Source organism: Verrucomicrobiia bacterium, assembly GCA_036268055.1.
Classification (GTDB): Bacteria; Verrucomicrobiota; Verrucomicrobiia; order Limisphaerales; family Pedosphaeraceae; genus DATAUW01.
In genome coordinates this window covers 1-21,506 of the sequence record DATAUW010000032.1, presented here as the reverse complement: position 1 = coordinate 21,506, position 21,506 = coordinate 1, and the positions used below count along the sequence as shown (strand labels likewise).

The following is a 21,506-nucleotide window of genomic DNA, read 5'->3' as shown; positions in this document are numbered from 1 at the left end:
AACCCAGCCTTAACCTTGGCATACTCGCCGCGCCGATGATCAGGTTCGCCCAATTACAGCGCTACATTTTGGCCGGACTGTCTCTCCTCGTGACCGCCTCCCTGCGCGCGGCGACTACGGAAATTTTGCCGCCGGGCTTTGCGCCCATTCCTCCGCGTGTGCATGCGCTTGTCGGCGCGCAAGTCGTCATCCGCCCCGGCGAAACCATTTCCAACGCCACCGTCATCATCCGCGATGGCTTCATCCAAACCGTCGCGACCAATGCCGCCGTGCCGCCGGATGCGCGCGTGTGGGACTTGAAAGGCCTGACGATTTACGCCGGGTTCATTGACCCGTACCTCACGCTCGGTGGAAAGGATGACGATGATAAATCCAAATCGGACGAACTCGAATTAACCGGCGGCGGCATCAAGTTTTTCGGCGTCAGCAAACAGGAAACCGATGCCACCGCCATCACCGGCCCCGGCTACGAAGTCGCGATGGTCACGCCCGAACGCTGCGCCGCGCAGACATTTTCGCCGGACCCGAAGGCGCTCGCCGATTTGCGCGCGCTGGGTTTCACCTCCGCGAACATCGTGCCGGACAAGGGAATCATTCGCGGCACGAGCGCGTTCGTTGCATTGTCCGACGTCGAACCGAATCGCGCGATCATTAAGCCGGACGTTTTTCAACACGTCGCGTTCGATACCCAACATGCCAAGAGTGATGTTTATCCCGCGTCGCTGATGGGCACGGTCGCCGTGGTGCGCCAAACTTTTTTCGACGCGCAACATTACGCGCTCGATCAGGCGGATTATTTGAAACACCCCGCCGGACGCGATCGCCCCGCCTACAATCTCGGCCTCGAAGCGCTCGCGCCCACCATTGAGAGAAAAATTCCCGTGGTGTTCGAACCGCAGGACGCCTTGATGGAAGACCGCGCCGCGCGAGTCGCGCGCGAACTCGATTTGAATTTTTATCTCGTCTCCAGCGGGCAGGAATGGCGTCGTCCCGATCTCGCAAAAGCCACCGGCGCGGCGTTTATCGTGCCACTGAATTATCCGGTGATCCAAAAACTGCCGGATGATGATGACTGGGAACAGGTCACGCTCGATGAATTGCGCGCCTGGGATTGGGCGCCGGAAAATCCTGCTGTTTTGCAAAACCAGGGGCTCACGCTCGCGCTCACGACCTTCGGCCTCGACGACAAAAAGGATTTCCACAAAAACTTGCTGCTGGCGATTGATCGCGGCCTGACGGAATCCAACGCCATCGCCGCCCTCACCACCGTGCCCGCCAAACTTTGCGGCGTGGATAATCTTCTCGGCACCATCGAGCCCGGCAAGCGCGCGAATCTCACCATCGTTTCCGGCACGAATTATTTTGATACCGACGCCAAAATTCAATCGGTCTGGATTGACGGCCGTTTTTACGCACTACCCAGTGACGATAAGGATAAGGACAAAGAAAAAAGCAAAGACGGCTCTGGCAAAAAATCGAAAGAGAAAGCGGACGATAAAAAAATCGCTGCTGAAAAAAAGAAATCGTCGAAGTCCGACGACGATGAAAAAACGGAAAAGGAAACGAAACTTGCCGAGCGCAAGGCATTGGAAAAACGCGCCGCCCGCCCTCCGCTCGAAGGCCGCGGCGTGCTCGCGTCGCCCCCCGCCGTGCTCATTCGCAATGCGACCATTTGGACTTGTGGCCCCCAAGGCGTATTGACGAATGCGCAACTGTTGGTCTCCGATGGCAAGATTCAAATGGTTGGTAATTTTGAAGCCAAGCTCGGCTCGAACACGCTGGTCATTGACGGCACCGGCCTGAGCATCACGCCCGGCATCATTGATTGCCACAGTCACAGCATGATTCTCGGCGATGTCAACGAAGCCACCCTGCCCTCGTCCGCGATGGTGCGCATCGGCGACGTCGTGAATTCCGAATCGGAAAATATTTATGAACAACTCGCCGGCGGTGTCACTGTCGCGCATTTGCTTCACGGTTCGGCCAATCCCATCGGCGGCCAAAATTGCCCGATCAAGTTGCGCGATGGCGAATCTCCCGAAGGACTGAAAATCACCGGCGCGCCTGGTAGCATTAAATTCGCGCTCGGCGAAAACGTGAAACAATCCAACTGGGGCGAAAAATACGTCACGCGTTTTCCGCAGACGCGCATGGGCGTGCGCACTTTTTATGCGAACCGTTTCACCGCTGCGCAACAATATCTCAAGGCGTGGGAGGATTTAAAAAAAACCGGCGGTGTGCCGCCGCGCCGCGATCTCGAACTGGAAGCCATCGGTGAAATTATTTCGGGCACGCGACTCATCCATTGCCATTCGTATCGCCAGGACGAGATCATCATGCTCATGCGGCTCATGGAAAGTTTTGGCGTGAAGATCGGGACATTCCAACACGTGCTCGAAGGCTATAAAGTCGCCGACGAAATCGCAAAACACGGCGCGGGCGGTTCGACTTTTTCCGATTGGTGGGCTTACAAGTTTGAAGTGTATGACGCCATCCCTTACAACGGCAGCCTCATGCACGATCGCGGCGTGAATGTCTCGTTTAATTCTGACTCCTCCGAACTCGCGCGTCATCTTAATCTCGAAGCCGCCAAGGCCGTGAAGTTCGGCGGCACACCGGAAATCGAAGCGCTGAAATTCATCACGCTCAACCCGGCGCAATAACTCCGCATAGATAATCGCGTCGGTTCGCTTGAGCCCGGCAAGGATGGTGATTTCGTGATCTGGTCAAAAACGCCGCTGGACTCGGCAACGGTTTGCCAGCAAACCTGGATCGAAGGCAAAAAATATTTCGACATCGCCCTCGCACCCGCGCGTGCCGCCGCGCTTGCCAAGGAACGCGACGCCCTGATCGCCAAGGCAAAGAAACTTGCCGATGACGATTCCGGCGATGGCGAAGCCGAAGATGCTTCCGGCAAAAATTCTTTCTTCCGCCGCTCACTGGAACATCTCTACGACGGCCGCGACCGTCATTGCCTGGATGAAGACGATGAATAAAGAAATTTCATTTCATCCAGTGAGTGGGAAGCTGATGCCAGCAGGCCAGCACAATTTACCAAAGCCTTTCCTTCCGACCGGACCGCGGGTCTATGACCTGCAGCAACACACGTCAAGCGTGCCACTTTCGACGCAGCCCAATGCGGCAATATTATTTGCGCATTGCTGCGGATCACAGACCCGCGGTCCGCACAGAGGCGAATCGCAGACGCCATTCGGTCAGCGGCTCTTCCTCCACGGTCTCGCCATTTTATTTTTCCTCTCCATAAATATTCTGTTCGTGTCCATTGGTTTTGCCGAAACCCTCCTCCTGCAAAACGGCATCATCCACACCATTTCCGGTGAAACCATCACCAACGGCCAGGTCATGATAGCCGGTGATAAAATTCAATCCGTCGGAATCGCCACCGATCAACCGCCGAAGGCCGACAAGATTATCAACTTGAATGGCCAGCATGTTTATCCCGGCATGATCGCATTGAACAGCGCCGTCGGGTTGAGTGAGATCGAGGCCATTCGCGCGACGCAAGACAACACCGAGGTCGGCGAATTCACGTCCGACGTCCAGTCGTGGATCGCGGTGAATCCCGATTCGGAAATCATCCCCGTCACGCGCGTCAACGGCATCACCCACATCGAGCCCGCGCCCAAGGGCGGCGTGGTCGCGGGCTTGTCCGGCTTGCTCCAACTCAGCGGCTGGACCATCGAGCAGATGGAAGTCAAACAACCGGTGGCGTTGCATGTTTATTGGCCAGGTATGGGACTCGACACCACGCCCAAGGAAAAATTCAAGGACCCAAAGAAATTCAAATCCCTCGACGATCAGGCGCATGAACGCGAAGAGAAATTAAAATCGCTCGCCGAATTTTTTCTCAATGCCCGCGCTTATGCCGCCGGTCGCGATGCCCTCGCCAAATCCGGTGGCGCGGATCCGGGCGTCAATCCGCCGTGGGAAGCGATGCTGCCGGTCGTGCGCGGCCAAATTCCCATCATGGTCCACGCCGATGACCTTCGCCAGATCAAGGCCGCGCTGCGTTGGGCGAAGACGAACGATTATAAAATCGTGATCGTCGGCGGCGCGGACGCCTGCCGCGTCGGAGACGAATTGGCCACCCAAAAAGTGCCGGTGATTCTCGAAAGCGTCTTCGATCAACCGGCGCACGACCAGGATGCTTACGATGTGAATTTCAAAGCAGCGGAAGTGCTGCATCACGCAGGCGTGAAAGTCGCGTTCGGCATGGGCTCGGCCAGCTTCAATGCTCCGATGGCAAAAAATCTTCCCTACTTGGCCGCGCAAGCCGTCGCGTTCGGTCTGCCCGAAGACGAAGCGCTCAAAGGTCTCACCCTTTATCCCGCGCAAATCCTTCGCGTCGCAGACCGCCTCGGCTCGATCGAACCCGGCAAGGAAGCCACCCTGTTCGTCTGCGACGGCAGTATCCTCGACCTCCGCGCCAACGTGAAACACCTCTGGATCGCCGGCCAGGAAATCAGCCTCGAAACCCGCCACACCCGCCTCTACGAAAAATACAAGAACCGCCCGCTGCCGAAGTAAGCTGAGCTTGAACCGCGGAGACGCGGAGGCGCGGAGGTCCTTGCGGACGGCCAATGAGAGAAGGAGTGGTAATGAAACACAGTTTGAACCAAAAAAAATTTCCCAGTCAGTGTTCAGTCCGTGTTCCATCCGTGGCTAGAATTTTTGTTTTCTCCGCAACGCGGTTCAAATACGTTTTTGAATTGCCAACGCCCATCCAAGCAGCTATCTTGCAACCATGGCACTGGGCCGCAACACAACGACGACTTTCTAGCGTTCACGTCAATAACGTGAACGCCAACGCCTCGATTTTCCCTCGGGGCGTTTTTAATTTATGCCCGACGAACAACAAAATCCCGAACGCAAATCTCTCGACGATCGCAACAAAATGACCGACCTCGAGCGCATCCGCCATTCCTGCGCGCACGTTCTCGCCACGGCCATCCTGCGCATCTGGCCTGACGCCCAATTCGCCGCTGGGCCGCCCGTCGAAAACGGTTTTTATTACGACGTCGAGCTTGGACATCGCATTTCGCCGGAGGATTTCGCGCAGATCGAAGCCGAGATGAAAAAGGAAACGAAGGCGAACAATGTCTTCGAAAAAGTCGTGGTGACTCGCGAACAGGCGCTGGCCGATGCAAAGAGCGGACGCCTGGCATCGCTGGGCGAACGCGGCACACCGAGCAAATTCAAATTGGACATCGTGCAGAATATTCCGGAGAACGAGCCGATTTCGTATTACAAGAACGGCGATTTCCTCGATCTGTGCGCCGGCCCACACGTCATGCGCACCGGCAACATCGGCGCGTTCAAGCTCACGCACGTCGCGAGCGCCTATTATAAAGGCGATGAAAAAAATCCGCAGCTTCAGCGCATTTACGGAACCGCGTTCAAGAACAAGACCGAGATGGACGCCTACTTCACCATGCTCGAAGAAGCCAAGGGCCGCGACCATCGCAAGATCGGCCACGAGATGGGCTTGTTCGCGATGGACACCGAATACGTCGGCCCCGGCATGCCGCTCTGGTTGCCAAAAGGCACCGCGATTCTGGAAGAACTCGAGAAGCTCGCGAAGGAAACTGAATTCGCCGCCGGTTATGTGCGGGTGAAGACTCCGCATCTCGCGCGTGAGAAGATGTACATCACTTCAGGACATTTGCCTTATTACGCGGAGAGTATGTTTCCGCCGATGGAACTTCGTGAAGGTAAGAATAACCAATCGATCACTGTTAGTGAACTTTTGAAATTATTCGCGAAAGGCCCCGTGTCTGAGGGAACATTAACTAATCTCTATTCGATGGCCAAAGAGTATGCTGACGAAGAGGAAACGCCATTCGACCGCTACTACCTCAAAGCCATGAACTGCCCGCATCACCACCGTATTTTTGCGGCGGAACCGCGCAGTTATCGCGAGTTGCCCTTGCGCCTCGCGGAGTATGGGACTTGTTATCGTTACGAGCAGTCGGGAGAATTGTTCGGCCTCATGCGTGTCCGCACGCTCAACATGAACGACGCGCATATCTATTGCACCGAGGAACAATTCGCGCAGGAGTTCAATGCCGTGAACGAAATGTATCTCAAATATTTCAAGATCTTCGGCATCGAGAAATATCAGATGCGGTTCAGCACCCACGGCAAGGAAGGCCTCGGCAAAAAATACGTCAACGAACCTGAGCTTTGGAAAAAGACTGAGGACATGGTGCGCCAGGTATTGATTGATTCCAAAATCAATTACGTTGAAGTGGCCAATGAAGGTGCGTTCTACGGCCCGAAGATTGATGTGCAGGTCTGGAGCGTCATCGGCCGCGAATTCACGCTCGCGACCAATCAGGTGGACTTCGCCGTGCCCGCGCGTTTCGGCCTCACCTATCGCGACAAGGACAACACCGAGAAAACGCCGTTGTGCATCCATCGCGCGCCGCTGGGCACACACGAGCGGTTCATCGGATTTCTCATTGAACATTACGCGGGGAATTTTCCGTTGTGGCTCGCGCCGGAACAGGTGCGCGTGCTCACGCTCGGTGACGAAGCGCCGCTGGTGGATTACGCAAAAAAAATCGTGGCCGAGTTGCGCGCGAATCTTGTGCGCGCCGAAGGCGATTACAGCACAAACCCCATCAAGGCAAAAATCTCCGAAGCGGAACACGCCAAGGTTCACACCATGCTCGTGATCGGCGGCCGCGACATGGACGCCAACAACGTGAGCGTGCGTCTCCACGGCAAAGGCAACCTCGGCGCGAAGCCAAAGGCCGAAGTCATCGCGGATATAATCGCCAGCATCAAAGAACGTCGGGCGTAAGCCGATAAAACTTCATATCGCAAAAGCCGCTCTTGGCTCAAGAGCGGCTTTCGTATTTAGAGATTTCACGTCAAGCCAAAGCCATCTCCCGCCGTAATTCTTCCTTCTTCAGGTCAAAAGTAGAAACTCCGTATTCGGAAAGCTTGGAGAGAAAAAGCGGCTTCGGCACACCCGCCAATTCCGCAGCCGCGCCAGATGAAAGTCTGCCCAGCTCAAAAAGTTTGACCGCCGCCGCAAAAAGAAGCTCCTTGCCCAATGCCTCATTTGGCACTTTAAGAGCCAGCGATACCGTTTCCGGCAGTTGCATCATCACCTCGGTCATAGACAAAGGTTACTCTGTGCCGGTTCCAACGTCAAACGCTCTCACCTACCAATCGCTGTCTCACCGCACCCAGGTACTGATGCTACGTATAATTTCTATTCGCCCGCCGCGTTGCTTTCTTCTATTCTTGCGCGATGAAAGTTTTACTGCTCGCGTTGTCCCTTACCGCCGCTGTGATGTCCGTTCGCGCTGATGAAGGCATGTGGCTTTTCAATGCACCGCCGCGCGAACTTCTCCACGAGCGTTATCAATTTGATCCCTCCGACGTCTGGCTCGACCATTTGCAAAAATCTTCCGTGCGCTTTAACTCCGGCGGTTCGGGCAGTTTCGTCAGCGCGGATGGATTGCTGATTTCCAACCATCACGTCGGCTCCGATGCGTTGCAAAAGCTCAGCAACGAAAAAACGAATTATGTGCACGACGGTTTTTATGCACGCACGCAGGCCGAGGAAATCCGTTGCCTCGATCTCGAACTGAATGTGTTGCAATCCATCCAGGATGTTACGCCGCAGGTCAATGCCGCCGTATCGAAAGACGCGAGCGCCGAACAGGCTTTTCGCGCGCGCCGCAAAGTTATCGCGGAAATCGAAAAGGAATCGCTGGATGCCACAGGTCTGCGCTCGGATGTCGTAACGCTCTGGCAAGGCGGCGCGTATCATCTCTACCGCTACAAACGCTACACGGATGTCCGCCTCGTTTTTGCGCCCGAACAACAAACTGCCTTCTTCGGCGGCGACCCGGATAATTTTGAATTTCCCCGTTACGATTTGGACATCTGCCTTTTTCGCACTTATGAAAACGGCCAACCTGCGAAGATAACGAACTATCTAAAATTCTCCGCGACCGGCCCTGCGGATGGTGATCTCGTTTTTGTCTCCGGCCATCCGGGACATACGAGCCGCCTGTTGACGGTGGCGGCGCTGGAGGAATTGCGCGACCAAGGGTTGCCGTATCAACTTTCCACGTTGAAAGGGCTCGAAGTTCTCGTCGGAACTTGGAGTGTGCGCAGCGATGAAAATGCCCGGCGCGCGCGCGGAGTTCTGTTTGGCCTTCAAAACAGCCGGAAGGCGCTCGACGGACGCCTCGCGGGCTTGCTCGATCCCGAATTGATCGGGAAGAAGCTCAAAGACGAGCAGGAGTTCAAATCCAAGCTCGCCGGCAAACCTGAATTTGCCGATGCGCTGGCGGCGTATGATAAAATCGCCGATGCCACCAGGGCGTTGGCGGCGCAATCGCATCGGTACACGATGTTGGAACGCGCGGGCGCTTTCCGCTGCCAAAGTTTTGGCATCGCCAGCCAACTGCTCCGCGCGAGTGACGAATTTCCCAAGCCGAACGGCGAACGCCTTCGCGAATTTTCCGACTCGGGAAAGGTATCGCTCGAGTTGTCGCTGTTTTCTGAAAAACCGATTTACACTGATTTGGAAATTTTGCTTTTGTCGGATTCGCTGACGCGTTTCGCCACGGAGTTTGGCGGCAAGGATCCGACGGTCAAAAAAGTTCTCGCGGGCAAATCGCCGCACGAGCGGGCGGTTGAATTGATCAATGACACCAAGGTCCGCGATGTGGCCTTTCGCAAAAAACTTTACGCCGGAGGCGCCGCCGCCGTGACTGCCGCGAATGATCCGATGATTGAACTTGCGCGGCTCATTGATCCCGAAGCGCGCGCAATGCGAAAAGTGGCCGATGAACAGGACGAAATCAAACAGGAGGCGTATGCCGCCATCGCCCGCGCACGCAACGCCATTCTTGGCACCGCCGGTTATCCCGATGCGACCTTCACCCTGCGCCTCGCCTTCGGCACGGTAAAAGGTTACGAAGAGGATCGCCGTCCTATTCCCGCGTTCACCACGTTTGCCGGACTTTATGACCGTGCGGCGATGATGAAAGAACGTCCACCCTTTAACCTTATGCCATCCTGGCAAAAGCATCGTGGCCAACTCGATCTGAAGACGCCGTTCAATTTTGTCAGCACTGACGATATCATCGGCGGTAACTCCGGCAGTCCGGTGGTGAACCGCACGGGCGAATTCGTCGGGATTATCTTCGACGGCAACCTGCAAAGTCTGCCGTGGGATTATGCGTTCAGCGACCGGCAAGGCCGCGCGACTTCGGTGGACTCCGCCGCAATCGTCGCCGCGTTGAAGCAAGTCTATGGCGCGAAATCGCTGGCAAATGAATTGGCCACAGGACATGCAAAATGAAAGGCCATTTTTAACCGCGGAGACGCGGAGGCGCGGAGGTCCTTGCGGACGGCCATTGGAGAAGGAATTTTTAGCCACAGATGGAACACGGATTAAACACGGATCGAATTAATAAAAATATCTAAATCAGTGTTTAAGTCCGTGTTCCATCTGCGGCTAATAAGTTTTGCTTTTTCTCCGCGCCTCCGTGTCTCCGCGGTAAAAAAAGTGCCTCCTCATAATCCCACGCTCGCACTTGACGCACCCGGACACGTTGCGTAGGCTTTCGGGCTCGCTCGATGGCGAAAAGTCGGGCCGCGATGACTTGGTTAATTTTAACGGAAAGGTTTGCTTGTGAACGTGACAGTTGAAAATTTGGCCCCGTGCAAAAAATTGATGCGCGTGGAGGTGGAGTCCAAGGACGTGGATGCCGCGTTTGAATCCATGATCAAGAATTTCCAGCGCGATGCCGCGCTGCCGGGTTTCCGCCCGGGGAAAGCGCCCAAGGACATGGTCGCCAAGCGCTACGAAAAAGACATCCAGGATGAAGTGAAAAAGAAGCTCATCCCCGAGTCTTACCGCAAGGCGGTGGATGAACAGAAGCTCGACGTCGTTGGCTATCCCGACATCGAGGAAATCCAGTTTGGCCGCGGCCAGACGTTGCAATTCGCCGCCACCATCGAAACCGCGCCCGACTTTCAACTGCCGGAATACAAAGGCCTCGCCGTGAAGCGCGAGAACACGACCGTCACCGATGCCGACGTGGAACGCGCGGTGAACATGCTGCGCGAGCGGCAGGCGGATTATAAGACCGCGGAGCGCGCCGCCGAGGCGACGGATATTGCGGTGGTGAATTACACCGGCACTTGCGAAGGCAAGCCGGTCACCGACATCGCGCCCACGGCGAAGGGTCTCACTGAGCAACAGAATTTCTGGGTCAATCTCGACGGCACCAGTTTCATTCCTGGTTTTGCCGCGCAAGTCATCGGCGCGAAGGCGGGCGACAAGCGCACGGTGAATGTGGAATTCCCGGCGGATTTTGTGACGCCCCAACTGGCCGGCAAGAAAGGCGTTTATGAAGTCGAACTGGTTGAGGTGAAAGAAAAAGTTTTGCCGACATTGGACGAGGCGTTTGCGAAATCCTACGGCGCGGAGAGTGTGGAGAAATTGCTTGCCGGTGTGCGCACGGACCTCGAGAACGAATTAAATTTCAAGAAGAGCCGCAGCGTGCGCAATCAGGTGATCGAACAGTTGCTCGGCAGTGTGACGTTTGATTTGCCGGAAACGGCGGTGTCGCAGGAAACCCGCAACGTGGTCTATAACATCGTCCAGGAAAATCAAAAGCGCGGTGTGCCCACGGAATTGATCGAAGGGAAGAAAGAAGAAATCTATTCCGCCGCCGCGGACAGCGCGAAGAGCCGGGTGAAGACAAGCTTCCTGTTGCAGAAAATTGCCGAGAAGGAAGGCATCAAGGTTTCGCAGGAGGAAGTGCTTGCGCGCATCCAGCAGCTTGCGCAGATGTATCAGATTCCGCCGGACAAATTCATCAAGGATTTGCAGAAGCGCAATGGCGTAGTGGAAATCTACGACCAGGTGTCCAATGAAAAGACGCTCGCGCTGCTCGAACAGAACGCGAAGATTGAAGACGTGACCGTCGAAGCGCCGAAGCCCGCTTAATTAATTCGCAAAATTCAAATTCGCCTTGGCCGCATCCTATTGGGTGCGGCCAAATTTTTTCTCGAGTTCGCGGTAGTTCATTTCGATCAGCGTGGGGCGGCCATGCGGGCAGGTGTAAGGCATGGTGCAGCGGCGCAAGTCCTCGACGAGATTTTGCAATTCGGGACCGGCGAGTGGGTCGTTCGCCTTGACGGCGTGGCGGCAAACGGTTTTGGCAATCGTATGTTCACCGAGGCGCAAACTGTTGACTTCCTGCCCGGCGGATTTGAGTTCGTCCACGAGTTCGAGTACGAAGCGGCGGGCATCGGGGACTTTCACAAATGGCGGCAGCGCATCAAGGAGAAACGTGCGCTCACCAAATTCGCTCAAGCCAACGCCGAGGCGCCCGAGTGTGGGAAGTTGTTCGCGAAGAAAATGGGCGTCACGCACAGACAGTTCCACCGTCTCAGGCAGCAATAATTTTTGCGAATCTGCCAAACCTTTTTGCTCAAGGCGGCTGAGCATTTGCTCGAATAAAATTCTTTCATGCGCGGCGTGCTGATCCAGCAGCACGAGGCCGCGATCCGATTCGAGCACGACATAGAGCCGTCCGATCACACCGACCAAACGTAAAGGAACATTGAGCAGCGGAATACTTGCCGCGGATGGCGGTGGTGCGGACGGAATAGTCGCAGGCGGAAAAACCGGCGTGGGCGATTTGGTTTCCCCCGGTGGGCGCGCTGGCCATGCGGAAGATGTCTGTGTGGGTGGTGCGAGCGATGGCGTAACGGGTGTGAGTCGCGGCATCGGCGGAAATGAGAAAGCTGGCTCCGGCAAATCGGGTTCGATGGCGGGCGCGGGACTTTTTGGCGCGGAAACGGGAGATGAAATTTCCGCGCGCGTGTTTGTGCCGTGAAAACGCAGCAGGGTTTCGCGCACGGCCTGGGCCATGAGACGCCGCACCTGCGCTTCCTGATGAAATTTTATTTCGCGCTTGGCGGGGTGGATGTTGACGTCCACCGAAGCAGGATTGATCTCGATAAACAGGCAGCAAACGGGAAAGCGGCCTTTCATCAAGGCAGTGTGATAACCTTCGAGCAACGCAAAATTCAGGCCGCGATTTTCGACCGGGCGGCGATTGACAAAAAGATGCTGATCTTCACGCGTCGAACGGGAAACGCCGGGTGCGCCGATAAAACCCCATATCCGAAAAGTCGAGGACGTCGGTTCCTGCAAAACGGAAACGCCGGACTCAATGTCTTCCGAAATGTTCGACTCGCTGAGTTCGACTGAGTAATCCACCGCCAAAAGTTTTTGTTCGCCGCCATGAACCGCCCGCATGCGTTCGCGGAGAGCGGCGAGACGGGACGCGGCATCGGCGCCGAAATTAGCGGCGGGCAGTTGCCACACGAGCCGGGTGTCCTTCAAAAGCGTGAAGGCGACTTCGGGATACGCAAGCGCGGCGAGCACAAGATAATGCTGGACGTGCGCGAACTCGGTTTCTTCGCTGCGTAAAAATTTTCGGCGCGCGGGCAAATTGAAAAAGAGCTGGCGCACTTCGATGCTCGTGCCTGGCGCGCTGCCGGCGGCTTTTACTTCGAGAATTTTTCCGCCATTGATGACGATTTGCGTGGCTTCCGGCAAACCGTCTTCGCGCTCGCGCGTGGTAAGGACGAAACGGCTCACACTGGCGATGCTCGGCAAGGCTTCGCCGCGAAAGCCCATCGTAGCCACGGCGCTCAGGTCTTCCGCCCGCTGAATTTTGCTGGTGGCATGGCGTTCAAGGCAAAGAAGAGCGTCGTCGCGGCTCATGCCGAAGCCATCATCGGTAACGCGGATGAGGCTACGGCCGCCGGCTTGGATTTCTACGGTGATGCGCGTCGCGCGCGCGTCGAGCGCATTCTCGACCAATTCCTTGACCACACTGGCAGGCCGCTCGACCACTTCGCCAGCGGCGATCTGGTTGGCGACTTGTTCCGGCAGGAGGCGGATGCGATTCATGCGATGCGATACGGCGAAAGCTGGGCCGGTCAATTTTGATGGATCGGCAATGTGAAGAAAAACACCGCGCCGCGTCCCGGCTCGTTGCGCGCGAAGATTCGCCCGTGATGGTCTTCAACAATTTTTTTGCAGATGGACAATCCCAACCCCGTGCCGTGCGCCTTGCCGAACGTGGCGAATGCATCGAAAAGGCGGTCGGCGATTTCGGGCGCGATACCCGGGCCAGTGTCTTCGATCTCCGTGACGACTTCATTGTCCTTGATGGAAAAACGCAAAATGATTTTGCCGTCCCCGGTCATGGCATCGGTGGCATTGTGCATTAAATTGTAAAAGACACGGCGCAGGCGTTTTGGGTTCAATAGCATCTTCACCGAAGGCGGCTGATTTTCAAATTCGATCGTGGCGGACTTGAGATCAATCTCGGGCCGGATCTCGTCAATGAGTTGTTGCACGAAGACACTGTAATCCATCGGCGCGGGAACGAAAGTGACTTGCGAACCCTGGGTGAACTCGAGGATTTCGTTGACGAGTTCACTGATGCGGTCCACCTGCTTCATGATGCGCAGCTTGGAAAGGCGCCGCAATTCGGGCGTGCTTTTTTCCATGCCGGCCATCTCGGCGGTGATGCTGATGATGTTCAGCGGATTTTTGAGATCATGAACGATGGAACGCGCGAAACGGCCCACCAGCGCGAGGCGCTCGGTCTGGAGAACTTCCTGGATGTATTGGCGATTGAACTCACGCAGGCGATGGCTAATTTCGCGCAGCAACTCGAGCGAAAGTTGTGGCGAAATCTCGACGAGGCGCAACATGGCATCGCGCGGGATGAAAAACACGGTCGTGTCCGCCGCGGCAGCGACCGCGCTGGCGGAGCGGGGCTTGTTTTCCAGGACAGCCATCTCGCCGAAGATTTCTCCGGGTTTGAGCATGGAAAAAACATGGCGGACATTCTTGCCGACCAGCCCGGAAATTTGCACGGCGCCTTCCTTGACAAGATAAACCCCGTCGCCAGTATCGCCTTCCTTGAAGATTTCCTGATCCTTGGAAAATTTCTTTTCTTGAGCGGATTCCTGCAACAGGCGCAACTCCGCGGGAGTCATCCGCCGAAACAGCTCGCAGGATTCAAGCGTAACCATGAGAGGAATTTTAAGGCACAAAAGGAACCAAAGAAATGAAAAACATTTAATTATGTCCGGCGAAATGCCGCTGTTATTGTCAGGGTTATTCTGACACGGTTTAACGCATTTTGTAATGGACGGATGCAGCCGAGGTTGAGAGGTTAATGTGAAATATTCAGGAAGACCGGCGCAGTAATGACGTACTAATGTCCACGCAATCGAACATCGAAATTTCGCCAATGCCGGCGGCTAATTCCAAAGGCTGGATGCGGTTCTATGGAGTGCGCTTCCTGCTGGCGGTGGCGGCTGGTTTGATCGTAGTGAGCATCTTCGTGCTGCACCTGCTTTGGCAAAGCAATTTTCACGTGGTATCACTCGGCAAAGTCTATCGCTCCGGGCAAATGGATGTGGACAACCTGCGCCAAATCGTGCAGGAGCATGGCATCAAGACGATCTTGAATTTGCGCGGGCCCGCCGAGGGCACGAAGGGGCTTTGGTATAATGCGGAGACGAATCTCTCGCAGGAACTGGGTGTCCAGCATATTGATTTTTCGCTGCTGGCCGGCCATGAGTTGAAAGACACGGAGATGGAGCAGATTTTGGAGACGATGTCGCACGCGCCCAAACCGATTTTGATCCATTGCAAGAGTGGGTCGGACCGGACGGGGTTGGTGGGAGCGTTATATCTGTATTCCGTTGAAGGAAAATCGGCGGATACGGCGGCGGGAGAATTAAGTCTTTTTCGCGGACATGTGCCGTATTTGTTCTGGCGGGACACGATTGCCATGGACCGGTCGTTCTGGCGTTTCGTCAGCGGTCACGTGCAGGGCGGCACGCTGAAAGCGAATATTGCGGTGGCAGTCGCGGCGCCCGACGGAATTGAGGGGCGGTAATCTTCTACGAATTATTTGGCGGGCGCGCTTTCGGGTTCGCGAGCAAATATCTGGCGGATGACGTCTTCGATCGGCACTTCTTCGATGTCAATATCACTCACTGGTAACTCATCGAGCAATCCTTTGCACGCGGCAATCACGCGGTCGCGTTTTACCTTGAGCTTAATGGCGCCAGAAGTTTGTTCGATGACTTCGCCATAACGGGCAAGGTTGGCGGCGGGCTGTGTGGTTTGATCGCCCGAACATTGAATGGTGATGATCTTGAAATCGGCGAAACGATCAATGATTTCAGCGAGACTGCCGTCGAAATAAATCGCGCCATGATCAATGATGATGACGCGGCGGCAAAGTTCCTGGATGTCCGCCATGTAATGACTCGTGAGCAGGATGGTGGTCTTCTGGCGGGCATTGTATTCGCGCAAAAACTCGCGGACGGTCTTTTGTGAAATGACATCCAGACCGATGGTCGGTTCGTCGAGGAGCAAAACTTTCGGCTGATGCAGCAGCGCAGCGATGAGTTCCATCTTCATGCGTTCGCCCAGGGACAATTCGCGCACCATGACGTTGAGCTTGTCCGTCACGCCCAAAAGCGTGGTCATATCGCCGACGATGCGATTGAAGGTGTCGCGGGGAATGCCGTAAATTTTCGCGTTGAGGTCCAGCGATTCGCGCGCGGGCAAGTCCCACCACAACTGATTTTTCTGGCCAAGCAGCAAGGCAAACTGGCGGCGATAACCGTCGTGCCGTTCCCAAGGAGTGTAACCGAGCACACTGGCGCTGCCGCTGGTGGGATGCAACAGTCCGGCGAGCATTTTGAGCGTGGTGGTTTTGCCCGCGCCATTGGGACCAAGGAAACCAACCAGTTCGCCGGGTTCAACCGAGAAATTCACGTCCTTGACCGCAAGCGTCTGTTCGTATTTGCGGTGGAAAAGCCCGCGAACCGCGCCACGAAAACCGGGCTGCTTCTTGTAGGTGCGGAAGGCTTTGGTGAGGCCCTGTACCTTAATGATGGGGGAGTGTTCCACGAGGAGATTGAGTGCGGAGTGTGGAGTGTGGAGTGCGGAATGAAAGAATCGCGGATGTGGGCATTCTCGATTGGATCAGTGCGTCAGGAGTGACAAGCGATCTCCTCAAAGCCGTATTTGGATTTCCGTTGTTCATGGGAACCCGGCTTTTGCCGAGCGCCTCTAGCGTAACAACTGTTTTTCCAAATAGCAAACGACCTGGCGAACGGAGGGATCCACTTCCATGCGGTCTTTGACTAGGCGGCAAGCATGAAGAACCGTGCCGTGGTCGCGTCCGCCAAAAGCTTCGCCGATGGTGTTGAGCGAGCTTTCGGTCATCTGGCGGGACAGGAACATGGCGATCTGGCGCGGGAACGCAATGTTCTCCGGTCGGCGCTTGCTGGTCATGTCGGCAAGGCGGATGTCAAAATGTTCGGCCACGCGTTTTTGGATGACCTCGATGTTGACGGAGCAGCGGCCTTCCTCATGCAACACTTCGCGCAGCAAACCTTCGACGACTTCGATGGTCAGTTTGCGGCCGGTCAGCGAAGCGTAGGACGCCACGCGGATCAATGCGCCTTCCATGCGGCGGATGTTGGCGCGGATGCGTTGGGCGAGGAAATTGATTATTTCCTCGGGCAACTCCGCGCCCATGGATTTGGCCTTTTTGCGGAGAATGGCGACGCGGGTTTCGATGTCTGGCGGCTGGAGGTCGGTGACCAAACCCCATTCAAAGCGCGACACGAGGCGTTGCTCGAGATTCTGGATTTCGCTCGCGGGACGGTCGCAAGTGAGCACGATTTGTTTGTGGGATTCGTGCAGGGCGTTGAAGGTATGGAAAAATTCCTCCTGAATGCGCTCCTTGCCGGCGAGAAACTGGATGTCGTCAATCAACAGCACTTCCGTCTGGCGATAACGCTTGCGGAAACGCACGAGCTGGTTGTTTTGAATGGCGTCAATGTATTCGTTCGTGAATTTCTCGGACGAAACATAGGCGACGCGCGCGCCTTTTTTGCTCGCGCCGACATGCTGGCCGATGGCGTGAAGCAAATGGGTTTTGCCAAGCCCGACTCCGCCATAGAGGAAAAGCGGGTTGTAGGATTTGCCGGGAGCCTGGGCGACCGCGAGCGCGGCGGCATGGGCAAAATTATTATTATTGCCGACCACGAAGGATTCGAAAGTATTTTTGGGGTTGAAGCCGATTTCGCCGGCGGGCTTTTCGGAAGTGGGTTCGAGAGGCTTGGCGGCTTTCGCAGTGGCAATGGCAACCGTCGCGGGATTGGTGAGTGTATTCGCCGTGACGACTTTGAATTTCACGAGCGTGGGCTGGCCGGCGGCGCGGGTGAGCACATCCTGAAGCAACCCCATGTAATTATCCTTGAGCCAGACTTCGCAAAAATCGTTGGCGACTTCGAGGAAAATATTATCGCCTTCAAGAGCGTGCGCGCGAAGCGGAGCGAACCAAAGATTGAAGGTATCCGGGCTCAACATGCCCCGTAATTGCTGCTGGGCCGCAGTCCAAATCTTTTCGGCGGAAGCTTGCATCAATAATGGCCCGGCGGGGCCGTTTGCGGGCATTTTATTCACCTTGGCTTGTAACGAGGGTGTAACACAGATTTGCAGTTATGAGCGCGGCGGCGCGGGCGTCTCGAATTTTGAAATGATTGGCTGACTTCATAATCATAATATTTCAGCAATTTAAAATGAACCGCAACTAACTATGCAGCAGAAACTTATGTTGCCAGCATTTACCCGCGTCTATTTTACCCGGGGACAATTTCTAACCTGCGATTTGCGAATTTAACTGAGGTGATTGTTTTTAGTCCAAACACCCCGCCGTGACTAGGACAACATATTAACTCTTGTTCACGAGTTATTCACAACTGGATTTCATTGAATGAAATCAAGCATTTCTTTCACATTTTTCCGACAAAAAATGGCGCCCCGATCCTCGGGCGCCGACACTATTTTCTGTTCTTTCAAATTATCGCCGCGCGAAAAAAACCGCGCATGCGTGTTTATATCATTTGATCAGTCTTTGATCCCTGCCGTCCCGCGTCCTTGCGGAAGGTTACAACTTAAACCGCCTGCTCACCCACTTCTTCAGTGCGGATGCGAATGGCGTTTTCAATGGGGCTGACAAATACTTTGCCGTCGCCAATTTTGCCGGTCTTGGCGGCTTTGACGATGGCATCCACCGCGGTGGTGACCTGGCCATCGGCCAAAACGACTTCCAATTTGATCTTGGGCAGAAAATCCACGGTGTATTCGCTCCCGCGATAAATCTCCGTGTGGCCTTTTTGACGGCCAAAACCTTTGACTTCGGAAACCGTCATGCCTTCGACGCCGATTTCCGACAAGGCTTCCTTAACGTCTTCGAGCTTGAAAGGTTTGATGATGGCCTCAATTTTTTTCATGTCATTCCCGCTGTGCGGAGGGAAATACTAACAAGCGATGGACGCGTGTAAACAGGAATATTTTTTTTCGCGCGACGGGGAAAAAAATTTTGCTTGCAACAAGGCATCGGCTAGGGATTTGCGGAGTGAATCAAAGGCAAAAAAAATCATGGGCCACCCAAGCCCATGATTTTATGTTCCAACTGTCCAACCTGACCCAAAAATTTTTAATGCTCTTTCATTCAATAAATACAGCCTAAATACGTCGTGATGCCAATCAATGCCAAGTTGTCCTGTTTCGCGATTGGCAGATTATTTTTTGCGGCGATTCTTGCTGACACCCCAAAGGCTCATCAGCGCGCATGAGGAAACCGCGGCGGCGTACGAGGCGGGTTCAGGCGCAAAAGCCGTGTTCATCTGCGGCCCGATCAGGTCCTGATTTTCCAATGGATCCACGGCGTTCCAAAAGGTGGAAGTGAGGGCGGGGTTCGGGAAATTCGCCGGACCGCCTAGCATTTGCGCCGTGATCGCCGCTACATTTGGGTCCTCGCCCGTCACGCTAAAAGCGGGGCCGTAGAGCGCCGACCAAATCGCAACTTGCAAGGCCGCGCCGTTGAGCTGGCCTTGGGGGGTCGAAATATCCACCAAACTGACGTAAGTGTTATACAAGTTTGCCGCAGTTTGAATTCCGCCCGGCACGTATTGGAGCGAATTTCCATTGTTGCCCAGCGGAAAATTCGACGCCTGCCATGATCCGGGAGAAACCAGCGTTGGCATGATGTCCACACAGAACGTGTAGAACGGATTGGTGGTTGGAAAGGGCAAGGAATCTCCGCTCTGATAGGTCGCCTGAAACGCGGTCAAGTAAACATCCTCACCGCCCGGGGTGCCGAGAGCGCCCGCGCCGCCGGTGACGCTCACGAAGCCGGTGTAAGCGGTGTCATAGTTGATGCCCAACTGTGTCGCCGCGTGGGTTGAAACTGCCGCCATGCTCCCCGCGGCCACGATTACCAAAAGAATATTTTTCCGCCCCGATGTCATTTTTCCTCCTGAATGGTTGTTTGATTGGTTGTTGTTTAGGCACCGATGGTAATCCGCGCTTTCACTTACTTAGCGAGGTTAATGCATCAATCGGAGGATGAGCTTTAAGTTTCAGGACTTGTACACACATTTTTAGGAACTTCGCGGCGGGGCCGTCACCGGAGGGAAGTGCCAGCAAATCGCTGGTTATCACCGGACAGAGATCGCCGGCAAAAGTCTGATTAAGGTGTCGTAGCGCAACTGTAACAAAATTTCAATCGTGTGCGCGTTTTCGGCGGCAGACCCACAATGCCGTGCAGGCGCAGATCGAAGACACCACCGCGAAGGCCGGTGATTCTGGCGCAAAACCCGGATGCACGCTATCTACCCCGTCTCCACCACCGGAAGCAACAGTTCCACCGCCATCTCCGCCGGGGCCATTAAAGGTAAGGATTGGCCCGGTTCCATTGCCTGAACCACCACCCGGCGGCGGGCTGTGAAAAGTGAGGGTCCCTCCCGCCCCGGAGCCGCTGCCGCCCGAACCGCCGCCGCCGCCGCCGCCGGCGTCAAAACCTCCGCTGATGGAGGTTAATGCCGCCAAGGCCTTCGGGTCCGCGCCACCCGCGCCCGCGTCAGAAAAGGTCGCGGCGAATTGGTTGGAACTGTTTACGTAGCCTGTTTGAAACGCAGAATCATTGACATGCGAAGTCAGCGTATCGTCTGGACGAGAGCTATCGTCGGTTTTGTGATAGCCATACTCCTCTCGATCTACCTCGGCGAGCAGGTTCGTGGCCGTGTGATTCACTTCAGAAAACCCGGAGGATCGTCCGGTGGTTTCCGGCTTCGCATTGGCGGACTCGGCCCGCAAATGAAAACCAAATCCGAATACGGAATACACAATTAAAAAGTACAACCACGATTTCACGATTGGAAAATATTTTGAGGTGAGTTCAAAAAAATTAGACTGAAAGCCGCTTGCGGTTTTCTCGAAGGTAAAAGCCGGCGCAAGCAAAGAGCGCGATTACGGAAACGCCCGCGCCATATAAAGTTGATTCTGGCGCGATGGCAACGGTGCTGATCAGGTCCTGGTTGGCGGTCGGATTGCTGCCGTCCCAAAAAGCAAAGTCGAGATTAGGATTGGATACGTTTGCCGCGCTTTGCAAAAGTAAATCCGCCGCCGCCACAACTTGATCCACATTGCCGCCGCTGGCGCTGAAGTTGCCGCTCTCGACCTGCGCATCTCCATCATAAAGGTCATTCCAGATCGCCAGTTGCAAGGCCGCGCCGTTGAGTTGCCCCTGGGCTGTAGAAATGTTCACGTTGCCGACATTCGCGGCGTACAGGCCCGCGGCGCGTTGCAATCCGGCCGTCACGTAAGGAATCGAATTCCCGTTGGCGCCGACCGGCAGAGGTTTTGCCTGCCAGGACGCCCCGTTGGGAACCAATTCCTGCCCGACGTCCAGGCAGAAAGTGTAAAATGAATTGCCCGAAAACGGCAGCGCATCGCCGCCCTGGTAAGTCGCCTGAAAGGCCGTTAAATAAACAAAGTCATTACCGGTGCCGAGGTTGCCCGGCGCGCCGGACAGGGATAGGTTGGCATTATAGGTGGTATCATAGCCAACGGCTAATTGGGTGTCCGCATGCGCGGCGCTACCGGCACATAGGCCGAGGACCGTCAGCCCGATTTTAAAATGACGAGACGACATAATGATTTTGCCTTCGCGACAACGGACACAATAGTCCTTGCGGTCATTATAGCACTTGGTTCGACATGTCTGGCTTCCACTTTTCGGACTTTCCTGGCCAGTTTTACGAAGTCGGACAATTTTTCCTCAAAGTGGGAAGAATGACGTGGTTGAAAGTGACTTTACGGGCGAAGAAATTAGGTTTGCAGAACGGGCGCTCGTTTGTGACTCCCGCACCTGCTCTTGTTGTCGTTTTGTAACGTAGCGAAGCTTATTGCTGATGGACAAGATTGGGAAGTTCTCGCTTGAAAATAGAAATCGCCTCGTCGTCTGACTCCGGTCCGCGCAATACTATCTCCAAAACCTGCTGACCCAGGTGTCGCTTGCCGGACAAGACTGCCT

General features: G+C 55.3%; 16 protein-coding genes. 7 read left to right on the top strand and 9 right to left on the bottom strand.

The window, feature by feature from the left end:
- Positions 1-68: 68 nt before the first annotated feature.
- The 4 genes from VH413_17385 to VH413_17370 all read left to right on the top strand — a co-directional run bounded on the left by VH413_17385 (position 69) and on the right by VH413_17370 (position 6,826).
- A complete protein-coding gene (locus VH413_17385) occupies positions 69-2,663 on the top strand; it encodes an amidohydrolase family protein (GenBank protein ID HEX3800470.1) in 2,595 nt (864 codons plus the stop codon).
- Positions 2,664-2,717: 54 nt separating this feature from the next.
- Positions 2,718-2,996, top strand: coding sequence for a hypothetical protein (locus VH413_17380; GenBank protein HEX3800469.1), 279 nt, complete (start codon positions 2,718-2,720; stop codon positions 2,994-2,996).
- A 280-nt stretch (positions 2,997-3,276) separates the two neighbouring features.
- Positions 3,277-4,548: an amidohydrolase family protein gene (locus tag VH413_17375; protein HEX3800468.1), complete on the top strand. Its 1,272-nt coding sequence runs from the start codon at positions 3,277-3,279 to the stop codon at positions 4,546-4,548.
- Positions 4,549-4,861: 313 nt separating this feature from the next.
- Positions 4,862-6,826 carry a threonine--tRNA ligase gene (locus tag VH413_17370; GenBank protein HEX3800467.1) on the top strand — a complete coding sequence of 655 codons (1,965 nt, stop codon included), beginning with the start codon at positions 4,862-4,864 and terminating at the stop codon, positions 6,824-6,826.
- Positions 6,827-6,896: 70 nt separating this feature from the next.
- Here VH413_17370 and VH413_17365 read toward each other — a convergent pair whose 3' ends face one another.
- Positions 6,897-7,148, bottom strand: coding sequence for a UPF0175 family protein (locus tag VH413_17365; GenBank protein ID HEX3800466.1), 252 nt, complete (start codon positions 7,146-7,148; stop codon positions 6,897-6,899).
- A 134-nt stretch (positions 7,149-7,282) separates the two neighbouring features.
- On the opposite strand from VH413_17365, the gene VH413_17360 reads away from it, so the two are divergent.
- Together VH413_17360 and tig are read left to right on the top strand one after the other, a co-directional pair.
- Positions 7,283-9,352 (top strand): S46 family peptidase, encoded by a 2,070-nt coding sequence (locus tag VH413_17360; GenBank protein HEX3800465.1) that lies wholly within the window; start codon positions 7,283-7,285, stop codon positions 9,350-9,352.
- 333 nt (positions 9,353-9,685) lie between these two features.
- On the top strand, positions 9,686-11,008 hold the full coding sequence (gene tig, locus VH413_17355; protein HEX3800464.1) for a trigger factor: 1,323 nt from the start codon (positions 9,686-9,688) through the stop codon (positions 11,006-11,008).
- A gap of 36 nt (positions 11,009-11,044) precedes the next feature.
- Here tig and mutL read toward each other — a convergent pair whose 3' ends face one another.
- Together mutL and VH413_17345 are read right to left on the bottom strand one after the other, a co-directional pair.
- The gene (mutL, locus tag VH413_17350) at positions 11,045-13,021 is read right to left on the bottom strand and encodes a DNA mismatch repair endonuclease MutL (protein ID HEX3800463.1); all 1,977 of its coding nucleotides are present in this window, start codon (positions 13,019-13,021) and stop codon (positions 11,045-11,047) included.
- On the bottom strand, positions 13,018-14,124 hold the full coding sequence (locus tag VH413_17345; protein ID HEX3800462.1) for an ATP-binding protein: 1,107 nt from the start codon (positions 14,122-14,124) through the stop codon (positions 13,018-13,020). The genes mutL and VH413_17345 overlap by 4 nt, the downstream gene beginning before the upstream one ends.
- Before the next feature lie 221 nt (positions 14,125-14,345).
- On the opposite strand from VH413_17345, the gene VH413_17340 reads away from it, so the two are divergent.
- Complete coding sequence (locus VH413_17340) at positions 14,346-14,999, top strand: tyrosine-protein phosphatase (protein HEX3800461.1); 654 nt, start codon at positions 14,346-14,348, stop codon at positions 14,997-14,999.
- An 11-nt stretch (positions 15,000-15,010) separates the two neighbouring features.
- Here VH413_17340 and VH413_17335 read toward each other — a convergent pair whose 3' ends face one another.
- The 6 genes from VH413_17335 to VH413_17310 all read right to left on the bottom strand — a co-directional run bounded on the left by VH413_17335 (position 15,011) and on the right by VH413_17310 (position 21,125).
- On the bottom strand, positions 15,011-16,009 hold the full coding sequence (locus VH413_17335) for an ATP-binding cassette domain-containing protein (protein HEX3800460.1): 999 nt from the start codon (positions 16,007-16,009) through the stop codon (positions 15,011-15,013).
- A 177-nt stretch (positions 16,010-16,186) separates the two neighbouring features.
- Positions 16,187-17,581: a chromosomal replication initiator protein DnaA gene (dnaA, locus tag VH413_17330; protein HEX3800459.1), complete on the bottom strand. Its 1,395-nt coding sequence runs from the start codon at positions 17,579-17,581 to the stop codon at positions 16,187-16,189.
- A 500-nt stretch (positions 17,582-18,081) separates the two neighbouring features.
- The gene (locus VH413_17325) at positions 18,082-18,420 is read right to left on the bottom strand and encodes a P-II family nitrogen regulator (protein HEX3800458.1); all 339 of its coding nucleotides are present in this window, start codon (positions 18,418-18,420) and stop codon (positions 18,082-18,084) included.
- Positions 18,421-18,711: 291 nt separating this feature from the next.
- The gene (locus VH413_17320; protein ID HEX3800457.1) at positions 18,712-19,413 is read right to left on the bottom strand and encodes a hypothetical protein; all 702 of its coding nucleotides are present in this window, start codon (positions 19,411-19,413) and stop codon (positions 18,712-18,714) included.
- A 280-nt stretch (positions 19,414-19,693) separates the two neighbouring features.
- Positions 19,694-20,317, bottom strand: coding sequence for a hypothetical protein (locus VH413_17315; GenBank protein HEX3800456.1), 624 nt, complete (start codon positions 20,315-20,317; stop codon positions 19,694-19,696).
- Between the two features lie 61 nt (positions 20,318-20,378).
- Entirely contained in the window at positions 20,379-21,125 is a 747-nt protein-coding gene (locus VH413_17310) for a hypothetical protein (GenBank protein ID HEX3800455.1), read from the bottom strand.
- Positions 21,126-21,506 lie beyond the last annotated feature (381 nt).

Bases quoted from the DNA above. Each gene is read 5' to 3' on its own strand.
- VH413_17370 (HEX3800467.1), top strand. From the start codon at position 4,862: ATGCCCGACGAACAACAAAATCCCGAACGCAAATCTCTCGACGATCGC.
- VH413_17365 (HEX3800466.1), bottom strand. From the start codon at position 7,148: ATGACCGAGGTGATGATGCAACTGCCGGAAACGGTATCGCTGGCTCTT.
- VH413_17360 (HEX3800465.1), top strand. From the start codon at position 7,283: ATGAAAGTTTTACTGCTCGCGTTGTCCCTTACCGCCGCTGTGATGTCC.
- VH413_17345 (HEX3800462.1), bottom strand. From the start codon at position 14,124: ATGGTTACGCTTGAATCCTGCGAGCTGTTTCGGCGGATGACTCCCGCG.
- VH413_17340 (HEX3800461.1), top strand. From the start codon at position 14,346: ATGCCGGCGGCTAATTCCAAAGGCTGGATGCGGTTCTATGGAGTGCGC.
- dnaA (HEX3800459.1), bottom strand. From the start codon at position 17,581: ATGCCCGCAAACGGCCCCGCCGGGCCATTATTGATGCAAGCTTCCGCC.
- VH413_17325 (HEX3800458.1), bottom strand. From the start codon at position 18,420: ATGAAAAAAATTGAGGCCATCATCAAACCTTTCAAGCTCGAAGACGTT.
- VH413_17310 (HEX3800455.1), bottom strand. From the start codon at position 21,125: ATGTCGTCTCGTCATTTTAAAATCGGGCTGACGGTCCTCGGCCTATGT.